General features: G+C 63.4%; 16 protein-coding genes and 1 pseudogene. 3 read left to right on the top strand and 14 right to left on the bottom strand.

From position 1 onward, the window contains the following. Positions 1-33: 33 nt before the first annotated feature. The 6 genes from pepN to NJH59_RS01915 are packed head-to-tail and all read right to left on the bottom strand — an operon-like array spanning position 34 to position 6,536. Positions 34-2,691 carry an aminopeptidase N gene (gene pepN / locus NJH59_RS01940; protein WP_253086276.1) on the bottom strand — a complete coding sequence of 886 codons (2,658 nt, stop codon included), beginning with the start codon at positions 2,689-2,691 and terminating at the stop codon, positions 34-36. A gap of 12 nt (positions 2,692-2,703) precedes the next feature. After that, positions 2,704-3,534 (bottom strand): DUF2797 domain-containing protein, encoded by an 831-nt coding sequence (locus NJH59_RS01935; RefSeq protein WP_253086275.1) that lies wholly within the window; start codon positions 3,532-3,534, stop codon positions 2,704-2,706. Continuing rightward, complete coding sequence (locus NJH59_RS01930; protein WP_054916681.1) at positions 3,531-3,791, bottom strand: DUF1315 family protein; 261 nt, start codon at positions 3,789-3,791, stop codon at positions 3,531-3,533. Before NJH59_RS01930 ends, NJH59_RS01935 begins: the two co-directional genes overlap by 4 nt. A 14-nt stretch (positions 3,792-3,805) precedes the next feature. Then, positions 3,806-4,678, bottom strand: coding sequence for a rhomboid family intramembrane serine protease (locus NJH59_RS01925; RefSeq protein ID WP_123752325.1), 873 nt, complete (start codon positions 4,676-4,678; stop codon positions 3,806-3,808). Further along, entirely contained in the window at positions 4,675-5,649 is a 975-nt protein-coding gene (locus NJH59_RS01920) for a metallophosphoesterase (protein ID WP_173925093.1), read from the bottom strand. The genes NJH59_RS01925 and NJH59_RS01920 overlap by 4 nt, the downstream gene beginning before the upstream one ends. Further along, complete coding sequence (locus NJH59_RS01915) at positions 5,646-6,536, bottom strand: NAD(+) kinase (protein WP_043864641.1); 891 nt, start codon at positions 6,534-6,536, stop codon at positions 5,646-5,648. The genes NJH59_RS01920 and NJH59_RS01915 overlap by 4 nt, the downstream gene beginning before the upstream one ends. Before the next feature lie 134 nt (positions 6,537-6,670). On the opposite strand from NJH59_RS01915, the gene NJH59_RS01910 reads away from it, so the two are divergent. The 3 genes from NJH59_RS01910 to cybB all read left to right on the top strand — a co-directional run bounded on the left by NJH59_RS01910 (position 6,671) and on the right by cybB (position 9,280). Continuing rightward, positions 6,671-7,615 carry a DUF1853 family protein gene (locus tag NJH59_RS01910; RefSeq protein ID WP_058541368.1) on the top strand — a complete coding sequence of 315 codons (945 nt, stop codon included), beginning with the start codon at positions 6,671-6,673 and terminating at the stop codon, positions 7,613-7,615. Between the two features lie 136 nt (positions 7,616-7,751). Next, positions 7,752-8,615, top strand: coding sequence for a hypothetical protein (locus NJH59_RS01905; RefSeq protein ID WP_058541352.1), 864 nt, complete (start codon positions 7,752-7,754; stop codon positions 8,613-8,615). Between the two features lie 113 nt (positions 8,616-8,728). Continuing rightward, a complete protein-coding gene (gene cybB, locus NJH59_RS01900) occupies positions 8,729-9,280 on the top strand; it encodes a cytochrome b561 (protein ID WP_058541353.1) in 552 nt (183 codons plus the stop codon). Here the strand turns inward: cybB and NJH59_RS01895 are convergent, their stop codons facing one another. The 8 genes and pseudogenes from NJH59_RS01895 to NJH59_RS01860 all read right to left on the bottom strand — a co-directional run. Further along, the gene (locus NJH59_RS01895) at positions 9,281-10,177 is read right to left on the bottom strand and encodes a 1-aminocyclopropane-1-carboxylate deaminase/D-cysteine desulfhydrase (RefSeq protein WP_054916685.1); all 897 of its coding nucleotides are present in this window, start codon (positions 10,175-10,177) and stop codon (positions 9,281-9,283) included. Positions 10,178-10,234: 57 nt separating this feature from the next. Continuing rightward, positions 10,235-12,271 carry an NADPH-dependent 2,4-dienoyl-CoA reductase gene (locus NJH59_RS01890; protein ID WP_054916686.1) on the bottom strand — a complete coding sequence of 679 codons (2,037 nt, stop codon included), beginning with the start codon at positions 12,269-12,271 and terminating at the stop codon, positions 10,235-10,237. Positions 12,272-12,436: 165 nt separating this feature from the next. Then, positions 12,437-12,937, bottom strand: coding sequence for a DUF2199 domain-containing protein (locus NJH59_RS01885; protein WP_213606027.1), 501 nt, complete (start codon positions 12,935-12,937; stop codon positions 12,437-12,439). Between the two features lie 65 nt (positions 12,938-13,002). Continuing rightward, the gene (locus NJH59_RS01880; protein ID WP_253086274.1) at positions 13,003-13,776 is read right to left on the bottom strand and encodes an alpha/beta hydrolase; all 774 of its coding nucleotides are present in this window, start codon (positions 13,774-13,776) and stop codon (positions 13,003-13,005) included. 110 nt (positions 13,777-13,886) lie between these two features. Continuing rightward, positions 13,887-14,177: a hypothetical protein gene (locus tag NJH59_RS01875; protein WP_058541357.1), complete on the bottom strand. Its 291-nt coding sequence runs from the start codon at positions 14,175-14,177 to the stop codon at positions 13,887-13,889. A 1,311-nt stretch (positions 14,178-15,488) separates the two neighbouring features. Further along, positions 15,489-15,788, bottom strand: coding sequence for a hypothetical protein (locus NJH59_RS01870; RefSeq protein ID WP_146095030.1), 300 nt, complete (start codon positions 15,786-15,788; stop codon positions 15,489-15,491). A gap of 7 nt (positions 15,789-15,795) precedes the next feature. Beyond that, complete coding sequence (locus tag NJH59_RS01865) at positions 15,796-20,559, bottom strand: RHS repeat-associated core domain-containing protein (RefSeq protein WP_253086273.1); 4,764 nt, start codon at positions 20,557-20,559, stop codon at positions 15,796-15,798. Beyond that, positions 20,556-21,274: pseudogene (locus tag NJH59_RS01860) on the bottom strand (type VI secretion system tip protein VgrG); the annotation flags it as partial. The pseudogene NJH59_RS01860 and the gene NJH59_RS01865, both read right to left, overlap by 4 nt.

The following is a 21,274-nucleotide window of genomic DNA, read 5'->3' as shown; positions in this document are numbered from 1 at the left end:
AAGGCCAGCCCCCTGTTCAACCTGCCCTCAACCTCAGGCCAGGCTCTTGCTCACTACCTCGAACACATCGCTGGACAGCCCGCCCGAGCCGCGGATGCGCTCCAGCTCGGCCTTCATCAGCGCCTGGCGCGCGGCATCGTACTTGCGCCAGCGGGTCAGCGGCGCCAGCTGGCGCGAGGCGATCTGCGGGTTGAAGCCGTTCAGTTCGATCACCAGGTCCGCCAGGAAGCGATAACCCGAGCCATCGGCCGCATGGAAGTTGACCAGGTTCTGCCCGGCGAACGCACCGATCAATGCGCGCACCTTGTTCGGGTTCTTCAGGGTGAACGCCGGGTGCTCCATCAACGCCCGCACTCGCGCCAGGCCGCCCGGCAACGGGCTGCCCGCCTGCACGCTGAACCACTGGTCCATCACCAGCGGGTTGTCCTTGAAGTGCTCGGCAAAACTTTGCAGTGCCCTGGCGCGCTCGTCCTGGAACGGCGAATTGACCAGCACGGCCAGTGCGGTCAGGCGTTCGGTCATGTTGTCGCACGCCTCGAACTGCTCGAGCGTCGCCTCCAGCACCTGCGCCCGGCCCGTGAGCATCAGGTACGACAGCGCGATGTTCTGCAGGCTGCGCCGGGCAAAGTGCTCGGCCTCGGCCACATAGGCGGTTTCGCGCGAGACCGCACGGTTGGCCTGGTAGCGCGCCCACAGCCCGTCGAACAGTTGCTCGGCCAGTTGCTGGCGGGCAAAGTCGCGGGCCGCGTGAATCGCGTCCACATCGGCCACTTCGCTGATTTCGGTGAGGTAGGCCTCACTCGGCAGCGAGAGCATTTCGGCGACCATGGCCTGGTCGAGTGCCTCGTTGGCCAGCACGCTGCCCAGGGCAGTGACCAGGCGCTGATCGAGCACCAGGGCTTCACCGCGCTGATGCTGCGCGATCAGTTCCTGCAAGACCTGAACCGACAGTTGCTGGCCGGCTTCCCAGCGATTGAAGCCATCGCTGTCGTGCTGCATCAGGAACATGAGTTGGTCGCGGTCGTACGGGAAGCTCAGCTTGACCGGCGCACTGAAGCCGCGCAGCAGCGACGGCAACGGCCTGGCGGCCACGTCGACGAAGGTGAAGGTCTGCTCGGCCTCGGTCACCGACAGCACCCGCGTGGTCGCGCCCGCCTGCGTTTCGCCTTGCAGGCGCAGGGCAATGTCGTTGCCCTGGGCATCGAGCAGGCCCAGTTCGACCGGGATCACGAACGGCTGCTTCTCGACCTTGTCCGGGGTTGCCGGGCAGCTCTGGCTGAAGGTCAGGCTGTAGGTCTGGGCAGCGGCGTCGTAAGCCTCGCTGACGTTCAGGCGCGGCGTGCCGGCCTGGCTGTACCAGCGCTTGAACTGGGTCAGGTCGACGCCGCTGGCGTCTTCCATGGCCTTGATGAAGTCGTCGCAGGTCACGGCCTGGCCGTCATGGCGTTCGAAATACAGGTCGCTGCCCTTGCGAAAGCCTTCGGCACCCAGCAGCGTGTGCACCATGCGTACCACTTCCGAGCCCTTCTCGTACACGGTCAGGGTGTAGAAGTTGGAAATCTCGATGAAGCTGTCCGGGCGCACGGCGTGGGCCATGGGGCCGGCGTCTTCGGCGAACTGGTGGGTACGCAGGTAGGCCACGTCCTCGATGCGCTTGACCGTGCGCGAGTTCATGTCGGCGCTGAACTCGGAATCGCGGAACACCGTGAAGCCTTCCTTGAGCGACAGCTGGAACCAGTCGCGGCAGGTCACGCGGTTGCCCGACCAGTTGTGGAAGTACTCGTGGGCCACCACCGCCTCGACCCGCTGGTGCGCGGCATCGGTGGCGGTCTCGGCACGCGCCAGCACGCAGCTGGAGTTGAAGATGTTGAGGCCCTTGTTCTCCATGGCGCCCATGTTGAAGTCGTTGACCGCCACGATCATGAAGATGTCCAGGTCGTATTCGCGGCCATACACCTCTTCGTCCCAGCGCATGGACTTCTTCAGGCTGACCATGGCGTGCTGGCACTTGTCGATGTTCTCCGGCTCGACATAGATGCGCAGGGTCACGTCGCGCCCCGACTGGCGGGTGAAGGTGTCTTCGACGCACCACAGGTCGCCGGCCACCAGTGCGAACAGGTAGGCCGGTTTCTTGAACGGGTCTTCCCAGGTGGCCCAGTGCCGACCGTCCTGCTGCGGCCCGCTGCCGATGGGGTTGCCGTTGGACAGCAGGACCGGGTAGCGATGCTGCTCGGCGATCACCGTGGTGGTGAAGGTGCTCATCACGTCCGGGCGGTCGAGGTAGTAGGTGATCTTGCGAAAGCCCTCGGCCTCGCACTGGGTGCAGAACATGCCGCCAGACTTGTACAGGCCCTCGAGCGCGGTGTTGGTCTCGGGGTGGATCTTCACGCTGGTGTCCAGGGTGAAGCGCTCGGCAGTGGGCTGCAGGGTAAGGTGGCTGTCGTCGAGCTGGTAGTCGTCAGCGCCCAGCGGCTGGTCGTCCAGCGCCACGCTGAGCAGTTCCAGCTGCTGGCCGTCGAGCACCAGCGCCGGCAGGCCGGCACCGCGCGCCGGGTTGCGGCGCATGACCAGCTGCGCGTGGACCAGGCTGTGGTCCTCGAACAGTTCGAAGGTCAGGTGCGTCTCGTCGATCAGGTACTCGGGTGCCTGATAGTCCTTGAGGTAGATCACTTGCGGCTGTTCGGTACGCATGTGGCGGTCCTTTTACTGATGCACGGCCAGCTGGTAGGCCGTGTACTTGCGAATATTGATCACGCCGGTATCGAAAATCAGGTACTGGCCCTTGATCCCCAGCAGGGTGCCTTCGGCGACAGGGTTCTTGTCCAGGTTGAAGCTCACGATCTTGCTCGGGTACGCCTCTACCGGGTAGCGGATTTCAATCGGCTCGACGTCGGTCAGCGGCTGGATCGCCTGCAGGCCGAAGCGGTCCTGCAGGCCCTTGAAACCTTCACTGCAGCTGTCGAACAACTGCTCGCGCACGGCCACCAGGTCGACCGCCTCGGCGTTGCCCTTGAGCAGTGCGCGCCAGTTGGTGCGGTCGGCCACCTGGCTGCGGAACAGGTCCTCGACCAGCCCGGACTGCTGCCGGGTGGCCACCCGCACGATCGGCAGGGCCTGGCTGGCGCCCTGGTCGAGCCAGCGCGTGGGCAGCTGGGTGGCGCGGGTGATGCCGACCTTGATACCCGACGAGTTGGCCAGGTACACCACGTGGTCGGTCATGCAGAACTGCTCGCCCCAGGCCGGGTCACGGCAGGTACCGTGCTCGTAGTGGCAGCGCTCGGGGCTCATGATGCAGGTGTCGCATTGCGCCAGCCTGGTCATGCACGGGTAGCAGTAACCCTGGCTGAAGCTGGTCTTGGTCTTGCGCCCGCAGTGGGTACAGTGGATCGCGCCCAGGTATTCGAGACGCACGGTCTTGCCAAGCAGGGGGTTGACCGGCACTTCGACGTCGCCCAGGCGAAACGCGTATTGCACGACCGGCTGCGCGAGGCGCGCCGTCATCTTGCTGATGGAACCACGGCCGAGTTCGATCAATGGATCGCGTCCGACTTGAACAGGATGTTGGGCACCGGCGCGGACTTGGAGGCGCATTCCTGCGGGCCCATGTAGCCGGTACGCTGGTCTTCGGGCAGGTTCTGCATCTCCCAGGCGATCACGGCCTGCAACGACAGCTCCTTCTGCTCGGCGGTGAGCTTGCGCCCGTCGGACCATTTGCCGATTTCCACGGCCAGTTTCAGGCTGGCGTAGATCTCCGGGGTGATGTTTTCGATCATTTGCGCAAAAGTGGACATAGCGTCTCCAAAAATCAAGCTGACAGTTTACGCCGGGCCAGTGCCCCGCCCAAGAGCCCGCTGAGGCAGCCGACCAACAGCCCACCCACGTGGGCGGCGTTGGCGATGGCGCCGAAGCCGAGCAGGGTGATCAGCCCGGACAGGCACAGCAGCAGCCATACCAGCATCATCACCAGCACGCCGCGCGGCATGCGATACACCGGGTTCGGCGCCAGCCACTGGTACAGCCAGATGTGCCCGAGCAGGCCGTACAGCACCCCGGACAAGCCGCCGAACAGGCTGGGCCCGCCGAACACGAACTGCGCCACGTTCGACACCAGGCTGAACAGCAGGGTCAGCGACAGCAAGGCCAGGGTGCCCTGACGCAGCTCGATGCGCCGCCCCAGCTCCCAGTACCACAGGCCGTTCATGGCCAGGTGCAGGATGCCGAAGTGCACCAGCATCGGGCTGAACAAGCGCCACCACTGGCCTGCATCGAGGCTGGTCAGCAACGGGGTGAAATACAGGTAGTCGCCCTGCACGCGAAAATCCAGGAAGGTCAGCCAGCTCAAGGTGGCGAAGTTGTCGCCCAGGCCGGTCAGTGCCGCCACCACCACGCACAGCAGCAACACCGCTGCAGTGGCCTTGCTGGCCTTCGCCTGCGCGGCCAGGCTCGGGCGCTGCGGGGCCGGGGGCTGCGCCAGGGGCGGCAGTTGCACATCGGCGTTGCCCTCCGGAAAGCGCTGGTACAGCTGGCGAACATCTTCCACCAGGTAGTCGGCGGTCCACAGTACCTGCTCCTCGCCCTCCTCCGAGACCCGGTGCGGCACCTGCAGGCGCTTGAGCAGCTCGACAAAGCCGCTGAGGTCGACGCTCAGGGGCAGGCGCATCACCATTGCCGCACTCATTGACTGGCCTCCGGCCGTTCGACATCCACCCATACGAACTTGTGCGGGTCGATGCGGGTTTCATCATCCAGCCGATAGGCCACCAGCTTCCCGTAGAGCACCGCACTGTAGTCCAGGCACGCCAGGTTGGCGCGGATGGGTGCGGGCCGGCCGCTGCGCCAGTAATGGCCGACGAACAGCAGCGGCTCGTCGTCACCGTAGCGCAGCAGCGCGTTCTTCTGGCTGCGACTGAGCGGCGCATTGGCCACTTCGGCCGGCAGCGCATCGGGCTGGAACACGATATCGCCGTAGGTCTGCGGGTCTTCCTCCCAGAACTTGGTGCGAAAGAATGCGCGGGTCAGGCCGTCACCGCCGGTCAGGGTGAGGCCGTCGGGCAGGCGCATGTCGGTGCCGCGCAGCAGCCGGTTGCACACGGTGTGGGCAAAGCTGCCGGCCACGGCCGAGGCCTGCACGAAATGCTCGTCGATGCGCCCGTCCGGATGCTGCTGGCGCAGCGGCTCGATCAGGCGCGCGTCCCAGCAGGCGTGTACCACGCGAAAGCGTCCGGCATCGATGAACAGCGGCAGCTCGTAGAACCAGCCGAGAAAGTCGTGCCAGTCGTGGGGGTGGTCGGCGAACTGGGTCAGTGTCTCTTCGATCAGCCGCGCATGGCGCGGGTTGTGCTCGCGCACGAACTGTTTGCCGCTGCCCGGCAGCGCCGGCGTGGTCCAGCCCAGTGCGCTGAATTCGTGGTTGCCCATGATGCAGTGGGCCTGACCGGCTTCGACCATGTCGTGCACGATGTGCAGGGCCTCGCGAATGCGCGGGCCGCGGTCGATGATGTCGCCAAGGAAGATCGCCTGACGCTGCGCATGCCGCCACACCCCGCCCTGACGCTTGTACCCCATGGCGTCGAGCAGACGCTCCAGGGTGTGGGCACAGCCGTGGACATCGCCGATCAGGTCGTAACTGCGCGCGGGATCGAGCATCAGTCGCCTCCACCACCCAGACGGCTGCCCCAGCCGAGCTTGGTCCGGCAGACCTCGTAGTAGTTGTGGTCCAGCGGGTGGATCAGGCGCAGCTTCTGCGGCTTCTTGTTCACTGTGATGGTGTCGCCGGGGGCACAGGTGAAATGGTTCTGGCCATCGCACGAGACTTGCGGGTACAGCTGCAGGTCACGCGATACCACGATCTTCAGCTCGCTGTTGCCATCGACCACGATCGGGCGTCCCGACAGCGTGTGCGGGTACATGGGCACGATCACGATGGCGTCGAGCTTGGGGTGCATGATCGGTCCGCCGGCCGACAGCGCGTAGGCGGTCGAGCCGGTCGGTGTGGCGACGATCAGGCCGTCTGCCTTCTGGCTGCACACGAACTGGCCGTCGATGTAGATCTCGAACTCGATCATGCGGTTGGACTTGCCAGGGTGCAGCACCACGTCGTTGAGCGCGTCGCCCTGGCCGATGGCCTCGCCGTGGCGGCGGACTTCGGCCTGCAGCAGGAAGCGGTTTTCCACCAGGTAGTGGCCGTCGAGCACTTCGGCCACCTTGACCTCGAGCTCGTCGGGGCGAATGTCGGTGAGAAACCCCAAGCTGCCGCGGTTGATGCCCAGTACCGGGATGTTGTGGCGCGCCAGTGCGCGGGCGGCACCGAGCAGGCTGCCGTCGCCGCCGACCACGATGACCATGTCGCACACCTCGCCCAGCAGCTTGCGCGAAGAGGTCTGCAGGCCGTGGCCGGGCAGCACGTCGGCGATTGTGTCCTCGAGGATCACGTGCAGGTGCCGCTCGAGCAGGAATTTTTTCAGTCGGCGAATGGTATCGAGCACCTGCGAACTGCCAAGGCGGCCGATGATACCGATATTGCGAAATTGCTCCATGGGGCTCCTGCGGGGCACTGCGGCGTTGAATGGGCCGGTTGGCCAAAGCGTTGATTATGGGCGAAAGCGCCGGGCAGCGGCAAACGCCGCAGTTTTTTGCACAAGGCGCCGGGGCGGGCGGCTATGCTCGCAGGATGATGCCCTTTACAGACCTTTGCGACCTGCCCAACCGCCTGCGCCAGCCCCCGGTGCGGGACCTGGCGTGGGTAATCCTTGCGCCCCCCATGCTCGCAGTGACGCCCTGGCCGCAACGCCACCCGTTGGCCGGCAGCGACTGGGTGGCCGCACCGGCGCTGCTGCGCGACTGGCTGCTGGCGCTGGACCACGACAGCCGTGACCTGCAGGCCTGGCTGGCACAGGCCGCCAGCCGGCGCCTGGGGTTGTACTACGAGCGGCTGTGGCAGTTCGCGTTGCGCCATGCTCCGGGGGTGGAGCTGCTGGCGGCCAACCTGCCGATCCGCGACGGCGGGCACACCCTGGGCGAGCTGGACATCCTGCTGCGTGACCGCGACGGGGTGCATCACCTGGAGCTGGCCATCAAGCTGTACCTGGGCCCGCAGCACGGTGACGGGCGTAACCCGGCGCAGTGGCTTGGGCCTGGCTGCCATGACCGGCTGGACCGCAAGCTGGCGCACCTGAACGACCATCAACTGCCGATTTCGGCGCGGGCCGAGGGGCGCGAGGCACTGGCGGCGCTGCACATAGACAGCTTCACGGCTCAGCTTTGGCTGGGCGGGTATCTGCTGTATCCATGGCCGGGGACGGCGCAGCCTCCGGCGGGTGCGCACCCACAACACTTGCGCGGGCGCTGGCTGCATCAGCGCGACTGGGCCCGGTTTGCGGCGCAGGCCGACCCCGGGCGCTGGCAGCCGTTGCCGCGCCAGGCATGGCTGGCGCCGGCGCGGTACACGCAGGAACAGGCCTGGGGCACGGAACAGTTCCAGGCCTGGCTGCAAGCGCTGGACCCGATGGCCCCCGCGCAGTTGCTGGTGCGGCTGGTGCCAGGGGATCGCGGGGATTGGGTAGAGGCCCAACGCTTGTTTCTGGTGGCCGATGCCTGGCCGAACCTGGCGGGTTAGCATGCACTGGCTGGGCCGGCCCCCACATGAACGTACGCCCCCGTGGGAGCCGGCCTTGCCGGCGAAGGGGCCAGCGCTGACAACATTCTGCTAACCTCGCCCCCCCTCACCCAGCACCCGCACAAGGAACCCACCCGTGCCCGGCAATCTTCTCGCCCTGGCGCTCGCCGTCACCCTGGCCTGGCCCGCAAGTGCCAGCGCAGCGCCTGCCCCAGGTCTGGACCAGGACAACGACCTCGCCCTGCTGAGCGACAGCTTCTGGCGCCAGGCGACGCCCACCGACCTGGACACGTGGCTGGCCCCGCGCAGCCAACCCGGCGAGTATCCACCCGGTGTGGTCACCCGCAATACCACGGCCTTTCACCTCGCACTCGAAAACAACGCCTCGCTGGCCATGCTGCAACACCTGCGTGCCGCGCTACCGGCCATGGTCGGGCTCGGCGACTACCCCGAATCGCTGCTGTCCACGGCCATCAAGCACAACCACCCCACTGCCACCATCGAATGGCTGCTGGCCCAGGGCGCGCCGGTGGAAGCCGGCGACTACCACAACCCACGCCCGCTGCTGCTGGCCATCGCCCAGGGCGCCGATGCCTCGCTGATCGACGCCCTGGTCAAGGCCGGCGCCGACACCTCCTACTTCACGCGCAGCGACAGCAACATGGACGCCTTCGACGCCGCAGTGCTGACCGAGCACAGCGCCACGCGCCGGGCCGTCGCCCGCCATCTGCCACTGCCCGAGGCCGGCAGCGAAACCATGGAAGCGATCCTGGTCGAGCTTTCGCGCCAGGGTCGCGACGGGCCCGACGCCCCGCACGTGAGCTACGACATCCTCAGCGTGCTGCTCGAGCGCGGCATGAGCAGCACCGGCACCTACTGCGACCCGCACAAACCCTACTGCCTGGCCGACGACAGGAGCGACCTGATGGACCTGGCCATCCGTATCGAGGACCCGCAACTGGTCGACTACCTGCTCGGCAAGGGTCTGAAGGCCCGCTAGCACACTTTTTTGCCCCAGCGCAGGTGCAGGGCACGCGCAAGCGATTAGAGTTATCCGCACAGCGCCATCAAGAGCGCGGCCATTGACCTGATTGACCGATATGAGGAACCACCATGACCCTGACCAATACGCAGGCACGCTACGGCAGCCTGTCGATCGCCCTGCACTGGCTGATGCTGATTCTGCTGGCGGTGGTATACGCCTGCATCGAACTGCGCGGCATCTTCCCCAAGGACAGCGCCGAGCGCGACCTGATGAAAAGCCTGCACTTCATGCTCGGCCTGAGCGTGTTCGTGCTGGTATGGCTGCGCCTGATCCTGAAGGTCACCCACCCCACCCCGCGCATCGAACCCAAGCCGCCGGCCTGGCAGACGGGTCTTGCGCACCTGATGCACTGGGCGCTGTACGCCCTGATGATCGGCCTGCCGCTGGCCGGCTGGGTGATACTCAGCGCGGCTGGCAAGCCGATCCCGTTCTTCGGCCTGGAGTTGCCCGCCCTGGTAGCACCGGACACCGACCTGGCCAAGTTCGTCAAGGGCTGGCACGAGTGGTTCGGCGCACTGGGCTACTGGCTGATCGGACTGCACGCACTGGCCGGCCTCTACCATCACTACGTGGTCCGCGATAACACCCTGCTGCGCATGCTGCCGCAAAAAGGTGACTGACTAGGCGAACCCGCGGCGGCCCTGCAAGCCGCCGGTGTGAACGAAGATCAGCCGCGTGCCGGCCACGAACGCGCCAGCCAGCACACGCTCCTGCAGGGCCAACAACGCCTTGCCGGTGTACAGCGGTTCCAGTGGCAGGCCCGATTCGGCCTCGCTGGCCTGGATGAATGCCAGCAAGGCCGGGTCGACCTTGGCAAAGCCGCCCCGGCTGGCGTCGTGCAGGCGGTAAGTGCCCGGCGCCAGCACCTCGACCTCGCCTTCCACCCCATGCCCCGGCGGCACGGCCAGCGCGCCGTGCACCGGGTGGGCGCCCGCTTCGGCCTGGGCCAGCCCCACCAGCGTGGTACCGCTGCCCACCGCCAGCCACCAGGCGTCGTAATCGGCCCAGCCCACGGCCGCCAGCTGCGCCCGCGCCTGGGTCACGATCTGTGCGCAGCCTTCGGTGCCCAGTGGCCCCGCGCCGCCTTCGGGCACGCAATGCCATGCCGGGTAGAGGGCTTGCCAGGGCTGCCAGAAATCCGCCTGATGCCGCGCCCTGTATCCGGCGTACCCCAGCCAGTGCAGGTGCATGCCCAGTGCTTGCAGGTCGTGCACGGTGGGATTGCTGTGCGGGTGCCCACGCAACAGCCCGGCCGTGGCAAAGCCGAAGCGCTTGCCGGCCGCCGCCAGGGCATGCAGGTGGTTGGAATAGGCGCCGCCCAGGCTGATCACCCCCGGGGCACCACGGGCATGGGCAAGGCGCAGGTGCCCCTGCAGCTTGAACCATTTGTTGCCGCTGATCAGCGGGTCGATGAGGTCCAGACGCAGCACTGCCACCTCGACCCCGGCGCGCGCCAGCCAGCCTAGGGCCAGCGGTTGCAGGGGTGCCAGTGGCAGGTCATCGAAAGCGGCAGACATCGAACAGGCTCGGCAGAACGGGAGCGCGCAGTCTACCAGCGCACCCCCGCCACCGCTTTACAGCTCGGCCGCCAGGCGTGAACCCTGGTTGATCGCGCGCTTGGCGTCCAGCTCGGCGGCGACGTCCGCGCCGCCGATCAGGTGTACCGACTGCCCGGCGGCCAGTAGGCCATCCTGCAGCTCGCGCAGCGGGTCCTGGCCGGCGCAGATCACCACGTTGTCCACCGCCAGTACCTGCGGCTCGCCTTCGGCGATACGGATATGCAGGCCGGCGTCGTCGATCTTCAGGTAGTCGACGCTGTTGAGCATCTGCACCCGCTTGTTCTTCAGGCCTGTGCGGTGGATCCAGCCGGTGGTCTTGCCCAGCCCGTCGCCAACCTTGGTCTTCTTGCGCTGCAACAGGTACACCTGGCGCGCCGGAGCATGGGGCTCGGCCTGGATGCCCGCCACGCCGCCGCGCGCTTCGAGCCGGGTGTCGATGCCCCACTCCCTCCAGAACGCCTCGCGGTCCTGGCTCGTGGCAACGCCCTGGTGCACCAGGAACTCCGACACATCGAAGCCGATGCCGCCGGCACCGATCACCGCGACCTTCTGCCCCACCGGCTTGCGCGCCAGCAGCACGTCCAGGTAGCTCAGCACCTTGGCGTGATCGATACCGTCGATGGCCGGCAGGCGAGGCGCGATGCCGGTCGCAAGGATGATCTCGTCGTAGCCGCCCTCCACCAGTTGCTCGACATTGACGCGGGTGTTCAGACACAGCTCCACGCCGGTGGTCTGCAGCTTGCGCTTGAAGTAGCGCAGGGTCTCGAAGAACTCCTCCTTGCCCGGCACGCGCTTGGCCACGTTGAACTGCCCGCCGATCTCGCTGGCCGAGTCGAACAGGGTCACCTGGTGGCCACGCTCGGCGGCCACGGTAGCGGCGGCCAGGCCGGCCGGGCCGGCGCCGACCACGGCAATGCGCTTGGGCTGGGCCACCGGCAGGTAGTTGAGTTCGGTTTCATGACAGGCCCGCGGGTTGACCAGGCAACTGGTCAGCTTGCCGCCGAAGGTGTGGTCCAGGCAGGCCTGGTTGCAGCCGATGCAGGTGTTGATCTCGTCGCCGCGCCCGGCGGCGGCCTTGTTGACGAAGTCCGGGTCGGCCAGGAACGGGCGTGCCATCGACACCATGTCGGCGTCGCCTTCGGCAAGGATCTGCTCGGCGACTTCCGGGGTGTTGATGCGGTTGGTGGTGATCAGCGGGATCTGCACCGCGCCGCGCAACTTGGCGGTGACCTTGCTGAACGCGGCACGCGGCACCTTGGTGGCGATGGTCGGGATACGCGCCTCGTGCCAACCGATGCCGGTGTTGATCAGCGTGGCGCCGGCCTGCTCGATGGCCTGGGCCAGCTGCACGATCTCCTGCCAGTTGCTGCCGCCTTCCACCAGGTCGAGCATCGACAGGCGGAAGATGATGATGAAGTTCGGGCCGACCGCTTCGCGCACCCGGCGCACGATCTCCACGGCCAGGCGCATGCGGTTCTCGTAGCTGCCCCCCCAGCGGTCGGTGCGATGGTTGGTGTGGGCGGCCAGGAACTGGTTGATGAAGTAGCCTTCGGACCCCATGATCTCGACGCCGTCGTACTCGGCGCTCTGGGCCAGCGTGGCGCAGGTGACGAAGTCCTGGATCTGCTTCTCGATGCCCTCTTCGTCCAGCTCGCGGGGCTTGAACGGGTTGATCGGCGCCTGGATCGCGCTGGGGGCCACCTGCTTGGGGCTGTAGGCGTAGCGCCCGGCGTGGAGGATCTGCATGCAGATCTTGCCGCCGGCCTCGTGTACCGCCTGGGTAACGATACGGTGCTTCTGCGCTTCTTCGGCCGTTGTCAGCTTGGCCGCGCCGGAGTACACACCGCCCTCTTCGTTGGGCCCGATGCCGCCAGTGACCATCAGGCCGACGCCACCACGGGCGCGCTCGGCAAAGTACGCCGCCATGCGCTCGAAACCGCCGGGTTTCTCCTCCAGGCCGGTGTGCATCGAGCCCATCAGGGTGCGGTTGCGCAGGGTGGTGAAGCCCAGGTCCAGCGGGGCAAGCAGGTGCGGGTATTGAGCGGCGGTCATGGTGAACTCCACAGCGAACTGATCACGGAATGCGGGCGCCTCACTGCGTGCAGCGGGGCCCGTCGGTTATCTGTGAGGGACAGTAATGCGCCTGGAAGTGAGGCTCAATGACCGAAAGTTACAAGTTAATGACTGTAACTGACAGTGCGTGAGGCGCTGACCTGTTCACGGATGCAGGCAGCGTTCGGCCAGTTGCCGGGCCTGATCGAGGGTGATGCCGGCGTTTTGCTGCAGGGCGAGCGGGTGATCGCCCGCGTCCACGAACACCAGTGGGCGGTCGCCCAGGGCCTGGGTCTGCAGCGTAGCCTTGAGGTTGAGGGTCGAAACCTCATAGGGGAACTCGCTTTGCACACGTGCCGCATAAGGTGGTTCGCGCTCGCGACCTGGGGTTTCCCACAGTTCGCTGGTGCGGTAGAAATCCGCCTCGCTGACCGTCACCCAGGTCAGCCACACGAACGGCTCGGGTGAGCCGATGATCGGGATTTCCAGGCGCCCGAGCACGAAGTGGTGGGTGTCATCGATGATGCACTGATCGCTGGACAGTGGCGCACGCTGCTCGCGCTCTGCCTCCGGCAGGTCATACCAGGCGGCAGGGGCTGGCGCGCCGAAGGTGGTGGGCAGCTCGTCGTGATACTCGCCACAGGTGGCGCAATGGAAGCCTTGCATGGTGGGTACTCCTTGAACACTTAAGGCCGGATCAAGCCGCGCGGCGCGCAAACGGCAGCGTCATGTTACAGGCCCAGCAGTGCCTTGAGCGCAGGCATTACCCACTGGGGGTGATCCTCGTGCGGCGAATGCCCGGTAAACGGGATGTTCAGCAGTTGCGCATTCGCCACCCGATCGGCCAGCTCGCAGGCGTTGGCCCGCGTTACCAGGCGGTCTTCATCGCCATGAATCACCAGCAAATCGGCGGTGATGCCGCACACCGTTTCATTCGGGTAGCCCTGCTCGCCTGAATCCAGCCACAGCTCGCGCAACGCCACGGCCAGGCGGTCGAAATCGGGTTCGGGGTTCAACTGCAGGTAGCGCTCGTAGCTGTGCGGGAACAGCTCACGCCAGCGCGCGCCGGTCACGCGGCTGTACATGCCGCGCACGGGATCATCCGCTTTCAGTTGCCAGTGGGCACCGATCGTCACCAGTTTGTCGATGCCAGCACTCCCGGCAGCCGCGATGCGCAGCGCTGCAATGCCGCCATCGCTGTGGCCGACGAGGCTGAAGCGCTCAAGCCCCAACTGCCGGGCAACCGCCTCCACATCCAGTTGCAAGCGCTGGTAGGTCAGCGGCAGGTGCCCCAGGGTCGATTTGCCCTGGCCGCGGCTGTCGATGCCGATCAGGCGATAACGTTCGGCCAGGGCTGGCGTGATGGCATTGAAGGTTTCGATGTCGCCAAAACCACCGTGCAGAAAAACCAGTGCCGGGCCCTGTGGGTTGCCTTGCTGTTCACAATAGAGGCGTGCCCCGGCAACTTCGACGTACTGGCCGTCCTGGTGAGTGAATGTCGTCATTTGAGGGTCCCTTGTTTGTGTCGCGGTGGCAATTGTCGGCGGCAGTTTAATGCGTTGCGCCTTCGACGCGGTACCCCGATGCCCTCATTGCCAGGTATGAAGTCCTTTGCTTAACGCATCGTCCTGTCATTGATCGGAAAGACACAACCCTTACTCTGCCCCCAAAGGGTCAGTACGAAAATAGCGACAATCATGAGTGCCCCGCCATAGGTTGCAGTCAACATGATGAATGACAGCTTTTTATGCTCAAACTTGAAAACCATCGCCCACATTTCAAACATGCCAGAAAAAGTGTTCATATTGATGCCTTTTTTCTTGCAGCATTGGTTTGCGTAAATCACCGCAACCGCCATGAGCAGACCACAAAAAACAAACAAAAAAATGCGAAAAAACTGGATCATGCTACACATTTATAATGGCATACCCTAAACAATATATAAACTTTCAGTACCCCCAAGCTCGCCCGCCAAGATAGAACATTGACCATAAAGCGAACTGCGTTACATCACCGCATGGCACTGCTGAAATATGGCCCACCCACCAAACCAACCACCAACTACAAAGCACAGACTTAAAGCACAGTTCTTCGGCGCCAAACACGCACCAGCAAAAGTACTTGCCGAGCCAAACTTCAGCTCTTGTTCCCCCTTCCACTCACCCTAAATGAACCACTACATCAAGCGCACACCCCTGAGATCGCGCGTAAAACACCAGAGAAGCTAGCCCGACTCCTGCGGCTGCTCCGCCGTAAACAGTTGTAAGGACCACACACGAAAGCATCTTATTTTTAAATGAAAAAGCATGCCTATAAACCTCAAAAAGCCCTGCAAAGGTATTCATATTTATGCCATTACGCTTGCAGTATGAATTCGCATAAAAAACCGTTAAAAAAACCACCCCAAACAAAAACCAGAAAATTGTTTCTATCAATAAAGCCATCCAAAAACACACAATACACCCTCAATCCTTCAGTGGAATAATTACAGTGAGAAATAGAGATGCGCCCCAGCAACTTCAACGTACTGGCCGTCCTGATAAGTGAATGTCGTCATCTAAGGGTCCCTTGTTAATGTCGCAGTGGCGGTTGTCGGCGGCAGTTTAATGCGTTGCGCCTTCGACGCGGTACCTTCGCCTAAACCTGATCAGGATCATGCGCCCTCGGCAACTACCTAAGCCCCTACCTACACTCCGCCTTTCATCAACTTGATTGCTTACCGCATTGATCTATAATTAAGTTTAAAGTCGCACCCATGGCTCTGCCCCCATACTGTCAACGCAAGAATAACGATACCTATAGCTGCCCCCCATAGGCCGCAGTCAGCAGGAGGATGGACAGCTTCCTGCTCTCAAACTTAAAAACCTTGCCCCACACCTCTAACATACCTGAGAACGCATTCATGTTGATGCCATTTTTTTTACTGTACGCGCTTGCATACAACACAGCAGAAACCAACAAAACCCAACAAATAACAAACAAAAAAATCCGAACGAACTGTATTACGTCGCACATAACCTACTACCTAAAAAAACGTAACACCTGGACCGGCAGGAGCTTTAACTTCAGGGCCACCCATAAACATAAAGCTCGGACTGGTTGAGGGTTGCCTAAAACACCCCTGAATCAACGCCATTCCTACTCCCACACCTACGTTGACTCCTTTGCATCAGGATCAGAAACCTCCAAACCACATGATGGCTTCCGATCCATATGTTTAACGCATTGATCTGTCATTGATTGGAAAAATGCACCCTTGGCTCTGCCCCCACAAAGTTAACACGAGAATAATGACTGCTACGCACAGCCCCCCAAAGGCGGCTGTCAGCATCAATATCGACAGTTTTTTGTTTTCAAACCTGAAGACCATGCCCCACATTTCAAAAAGGCCTGAAAAGGTATTCATATTGATACCTTTTTTCTTGCAACAATGATTGGCATAAATGACGGATGCCGCCACAAACACCCCACCGAGGACAAATAAAAAAATACGGAAGAACTGCAATACATCACACATAAACCACCTAGAACAATGGAATTGAAACAGCGGGGCTGGCAGGCGTCTTGATCTCAGGCCCCACTCCTGCCCCGAAACCTACATACAGTTCTGGCCACGTCGAGGTCTGCGTGACATCAATCTGGATGATACCTAGCGCTACCCCAACTCCCGCTGCCGCCGGCAACGACTTCGAGTCAGGATCAGAGAATTTGAAACCGCAACTAGCAGTCGCACGAGCACCTACACTCATAACGGGTATAGCCACCTGCCCCGCCGCACCGGTTTTTTCGTTTGCACTCATACCGAACGAGACGCCCGTGCCTACCGCAGCAGTAGCAGAAGCCCTACACTCCCCCGTCATAATAGGTTTGGCCGGCGGCGGCGCCATCGCCCGGGAAACCTCATCCGGTGTCGCACCATTCTGCAACATCCAACTTCCCAGTGAAGCGCGCTCCGCGACGCCTGGCATGTTCAGGTCGAACAGCCCCAACGGGTCAGCCCGCATAACAGGCTTGTTGCTCACATAGCTGTACACGTTCAACCCACCCAGCATCCCGATCGGGTCTCTCGACACATAGCGCGCCATGCGGGGTTCGTAGTAACGGAATCGGTTGTAATGCAGCCCCGTTTCAGGGTCGTGGTATTGCCCCTGAAAACGAATCGGATTGCCCACGCCATGCTGCGCGGCCCACGACGAGCGCTCTTCACGAACCTCACCCCACACCTTGTACTGCCCCGTCCAGGCAACATTGCCGTTGTGGTCGGTGATTTCCATTGGTGTGCCCAGGTGGTCGCAGTGGTACCAGGCAATGACGTCGAACGCTGGCGCAGTGGGCAGTGCCTGCCAGAGTGGGTCCTGGTCGATGTCGTATTGACGGCCCTGCCAGTCGGGTTGCCTGAGCAGGCGTATCGAGCGCTTGTGCAACGCTTGAGCCACCGGCACGAAGCGGCCCGGTTCGTAGAGGTAGTGAACGGTACGGCCTGTGTCGCCCTCGTCGAGGGGCAATGCGCTTTCCCAGGCCAGGGTTTCGCCGTCCCATCCGTACAGCGTGAAACCGCAGTGCAGCTCACGCTGACGCTTGCTGCGCTGCATTGCATTCCAGCCGGTGCCGGCCTCGGGCTTGTCCTTGTAATGGGCGACGGCATGCTTGTGCAACCGCCGACCAAGGGCGTCATAGCTGTATTCCACACTGAGCCTGTCGTCGCTGTAGCGCACCAGGCGATTGAACAAGTCCCAGCTGAAGTGGGCAGGCACACCGTTGTGCAAGCGTTGCACAAGGTTACCGCGCTCGTCATACGTGTAGCGGCTGCCCGCGTATTCGCGCAGCACGTTGTCCATCACCTTGTGGGAGCTGGCATCGTTATCCAGCGGGCGATGCAGTTGCCGCGCCTTGTCCGTCAGGTTGCCGGCCGGGTCGAAGGCAAAGGTTTCTTCACCCAGGCGGCTGTTGGCCTGCAGCAGGCGGCCTAGCGGATCGTACTGGTAGGCCAGGTGACCACGACGGGTATCGAGGATGTCTGTCAGTTGACCGATCGGGTCGTATTGATACTCGCGCTTGCACAGAATGGATTGGCCGTCATGACTGGTGAGCAACTGTTCTTGCGGACGCCCCAGCGCGTCCCATACCTGCGTTTGCGTTAGTTTGTTGCCCTGATGGCGGGCGACTTCGCGATGCAGATCGTCGCGCTCATAAGCCAGTATTTCGTGCTGGTCAAGTCGCATGCCCAAGAGATGGCCGCTGCCGTAAGTCAGCCAGCTGACCTTGTGGCCATCCGGGCGCGTGGTGGCGATTCGCTGGTTGAGTGCGTCGTACTCGTGCAGCCACACCGCTACCATCGGCGTACCCGTTGCCAGGTAATGCTGGTGCTCACGGGTCAGGTTGCCCGCGTCGTCATAGAACCATTGCAGTGTGCTGGAGTCGTTGATCGCCTGCAGCACCTTGCCATTGCCGTCGTAGGCAAAGCGCTCTGTTTGGCGCTGATCGCCAAGGCGCGCTGTGCGCTCGATCAACCGACCCATGCGGTCGTGGTGCAAATCGATGCGGCGCTGCCCCACCTGGCTGCTCGCCAGGCGCCCAGTGCAGGGGTCGTACCGATAACGGACGGTCACACCATCGAAGCCGGTTTCTGCCACTCGACGTCCCATGGGATCGTACTGGTAAAACGCGCACTGCTCGTTCTGGTTCTCCAGGCTGAGCAACCGCCCCAGCCTGTCCCACTGGTAGCGCAACGTGTGCTCCTTCGCATCCACCCGTTCAGCCAACAGACCGGCAGCCGTATAGGACCAGGTAGTACAGCGATCCAGCGCATCCAGGTGCGCGAGCAAGCGCCCTTCGGCGTCACGCTCGAAGCGCTCTTCGGTTTTGTCTGGATGAATCACCTTGGCCAACTGCCCCGCCTTGTATTCGTACTGCGTCTTGTCGCCCGCCGCATTGGCGGTTTCCACCAGTTGCCCGAATTCGTTGTAGTGCCACTGGCTGGTCTTGCCCGAACAGTCGGTGTATTCGAGCATCTGCCCGGCCTCGTTGTACCCGAGTTTTTTCTCGTTGCCGTGAGCATCCTTGATTGCCTTGACCTGGCCTGTGGCGGTGTAGGCAAACTCGGTCTTGTTGCCCAGCGGGTCGACCGTCTCTACCAGGTTGCCGCGCTCGTCGTAGTCCCGTCGCCACAGCCCACCTTCAGCATCCCGAACCTTGATCAGCTGATCATCGTCGCTGTACGCGTAATGCACCACGCTATGGTCGGCACGAATGTGTTGCAGCCGGTTGCTTCGCTCGTCGTAGGCAAAACGATCCTGGCTGCCGTCGGCATGAAGGTGACGAATCAGGTTCTTGCGCTGGTCGCGAAACAGCCACTCCGAGCGCCCATCCGGGTACTCGATACGATAGGTGTAGCCCTGCGCATCGTAATAGTGACGGGTCTGCTGGCCATACGCGTCAGTCACCGTTGTCAGACGAATGTGTTCATCCCAGGTGAGACGAGTCTCGAAGCTGCCGTCGTCTGCCCATTCGTGCACGGCCCTGGCGCGAGGGCCGCTGCCGTCCCAGCGCAAGTTGAGACCACGACCGGTACGGTCGGTATAGCGCGTGATCAGGTGGTGCTGGTACGCGTACTGCCAGGCAGCGCCATGCTCGTCCTGGGCGGTTACCAGGTCGCCAAGCCGATCGTGGTGATAAGCGCAGAGCTGGCGCAGCGGCTTGCCATCGACCACCTGCCAGAGCCCCTGGATACGGCCATGCCCGTCAAGCACGGTGCCGAGTTGCAGGTGTACCTTGGCAGGGTCATTCTCCTGGTAGGTGTTGATGTCCGAGAGTACCGGGCGCCCCTGATGACGGTGCTCGTAATGCAGCATGGCTCCTGCGCCACTGCGCAGCACGATATGCGTGAGGAGGAAGCGCCCCCCTGCCCGCTCATAGGTTTCCTTGCGCCCCAGCCCGCGCATGAGAATCAGCTGACTGTCGGTGGTGCGCACCAGGGCGTTGTACTCCACCGGGTCATAGTGCGACATACCGATCTTGGGCAGCGGGTAGGCATGGCTGCGGCCATCCACGTCGTGGAACAGCACGCCGTCATCCAGCACATCGATGCACGTGGTGAATTCGGTGATCCAGCGTGCGCCCAGGCTGGCGCTGTCGAGGGCATCGAGGCGCGAATGATAGGTACGCGTCCACACGATCGGAAACGGCCCCGGCAGGCTGAAGTCGATGTGCTGAAGCGTCTCGCTACCCGAGGCGAAGTTGATGCGGTTGCACGTGCTGGTGGGCGCGCCATTCTTGCACTGGTTGGCCTCCAGGCTCGCCGGGCTCTGCATCTTCTGCGTTTCGACCTTACCGTCGGCAGCCTGGTGCTGGGCCGTGCTGATGGCCGCGGTCTTGACGTTGGCCACCACAACCTGGGGGTTGCGCGTGCGCCATTGCTCTACGCTGCTGGCCAGCTTCATGCGCAGGCCTTCAATGGAGCAAGGGCAGCCGGGATCGGAAAGTTCAAGGATTTCAGCACGCACCTGTGGCGCCAGTTCCCGCAGGCGCGCAATCTGCGCCAGTAGGCCAGCTTTGCCCTCGTCCCCCAGTGCAACGCTGACAGCAGCACTGGTCATGCCTTTGCCGGCCGCCTTGTAGGCATCAAAGGCTGCCCGGAGATAGTTGTCGATGCTCGCCGTCGGGTCGTGGACAAGCCGGCTTCCAGCTGGCGCCGAGACCGGGCTAGCCACACCCACAGCAGTGCCGGCAACCAAAGCACCGAGCCCTGAGGCGATGTCGAGAATGATCTGTTCGCCCAGGATTGCTGCCTGGGCCAACGCCTCCTTGAGATTGCCCTGGGACTGCTCGACGAAGTCATCCAGGCTACCGACGATGTCAGCATTCAAGTGGCCCGCCATCAGCTCCATCAGCGCATCACCCAGCGCCCGCTTGCCCTCCTGGCGCACGATGAACAGCATCGGGCGCAAGGCCATGCGTGCTGCGGTCATGCTCGCAGGGGAAGCCACCAGACCGATCAGGTTGAGCCCGAAGCTCGCGCAATCAAAGGGCTCAGGTACGTTGCTGCGCGCCAGCGCGACAACATCCCCCAGCGCGTCGACCAAGGCAATGATATTGCCTGCCATGGGCACACTGCCGGCGACACCGCTGATGCGCTCAAGGGTGGCAAAACTGGCACTGACCTCACGTAGCCAGGCATCGAAGACCACGGCGCCACGACCAACGTCTTCTATGTGGATTTCGCGAAGCGGGGTGATGGCTACCTGCGAGGCGCGGGAGTGGTCGTCGCAAGCGTAGGTATGTTCAGTCATGAGATCAGTTCACCTGGCAGCAAATCGGTAACAGTGTTCAAGCTGTGAGCCTTGAGTTCAGCCAGCTTGGGTACTGGCAACCTTGGCAGGCCGGCCAGGCCCGCCGCACTCAGCGCGGCCGAGGCGGCAGGCAGCGTAGAACCGACGGCACTGGAAGCGCTGACCCGCTGTGCCAGCCCACCCATGCCGCCCTGCATTGCGCCCCGCATCTGCTGCATGCCTTGGAGCGCGCTTTGGCCGGTGTTGAGCAAGTCACTGCCGGCCTTTGCTGCATGCATGCCCTTGCCGGCGAGTTGCTTGGCCTCTTCGATCAGGCTGCCGCCAGGATCAGGCTTGAGCTTGTCGAGCATCGCACCGAGCATCGACGGCGTGCCCTCTTCGAGGGCCGACAGGCTCGGCCAGGGCAGGCCCTTGGTAAAACTGCCAAGGCTCCAGGTGTTGACCGTATCGAGACCAAACCTGACCCACGCCGGCCCCGGCGCAACCCCCGACACGGCATTGAACCCCTGGCCATCGAGGCTGCCCTCGAGCACCGTGCCCAGCGCATCGGTCACTTCGTAATCGCCGGCCTGGATGCCCTTGGCATTGGCGTACAGGTTGAACAGCTCCAGGTTGCCCTTGCCCGGCTTGGGCGGCTCGGGGAAGGTCCCGGCCAGGCTCTTGGGCCCCACATGGGCGAAGTTCGCCGCGTGCGCGGTGTACGGCCCGGTGGTCA

This window comes from Pseudomonas sp. VE 267-6A, from assembly GCF_024126555.1.
Lineage (GTDB): Bacteria > Pseudomonadota > Gammaproteobacteria > Pseudomonadales > Pseudomonadaceae > Aquipseudomonas > Aquipseudomonas palmensis.
The sequence above is the reverse complement of the archived record's forward strand: the minus strand, read 5'-3'. Positions and strand labels throughout refer to the sequence as shown.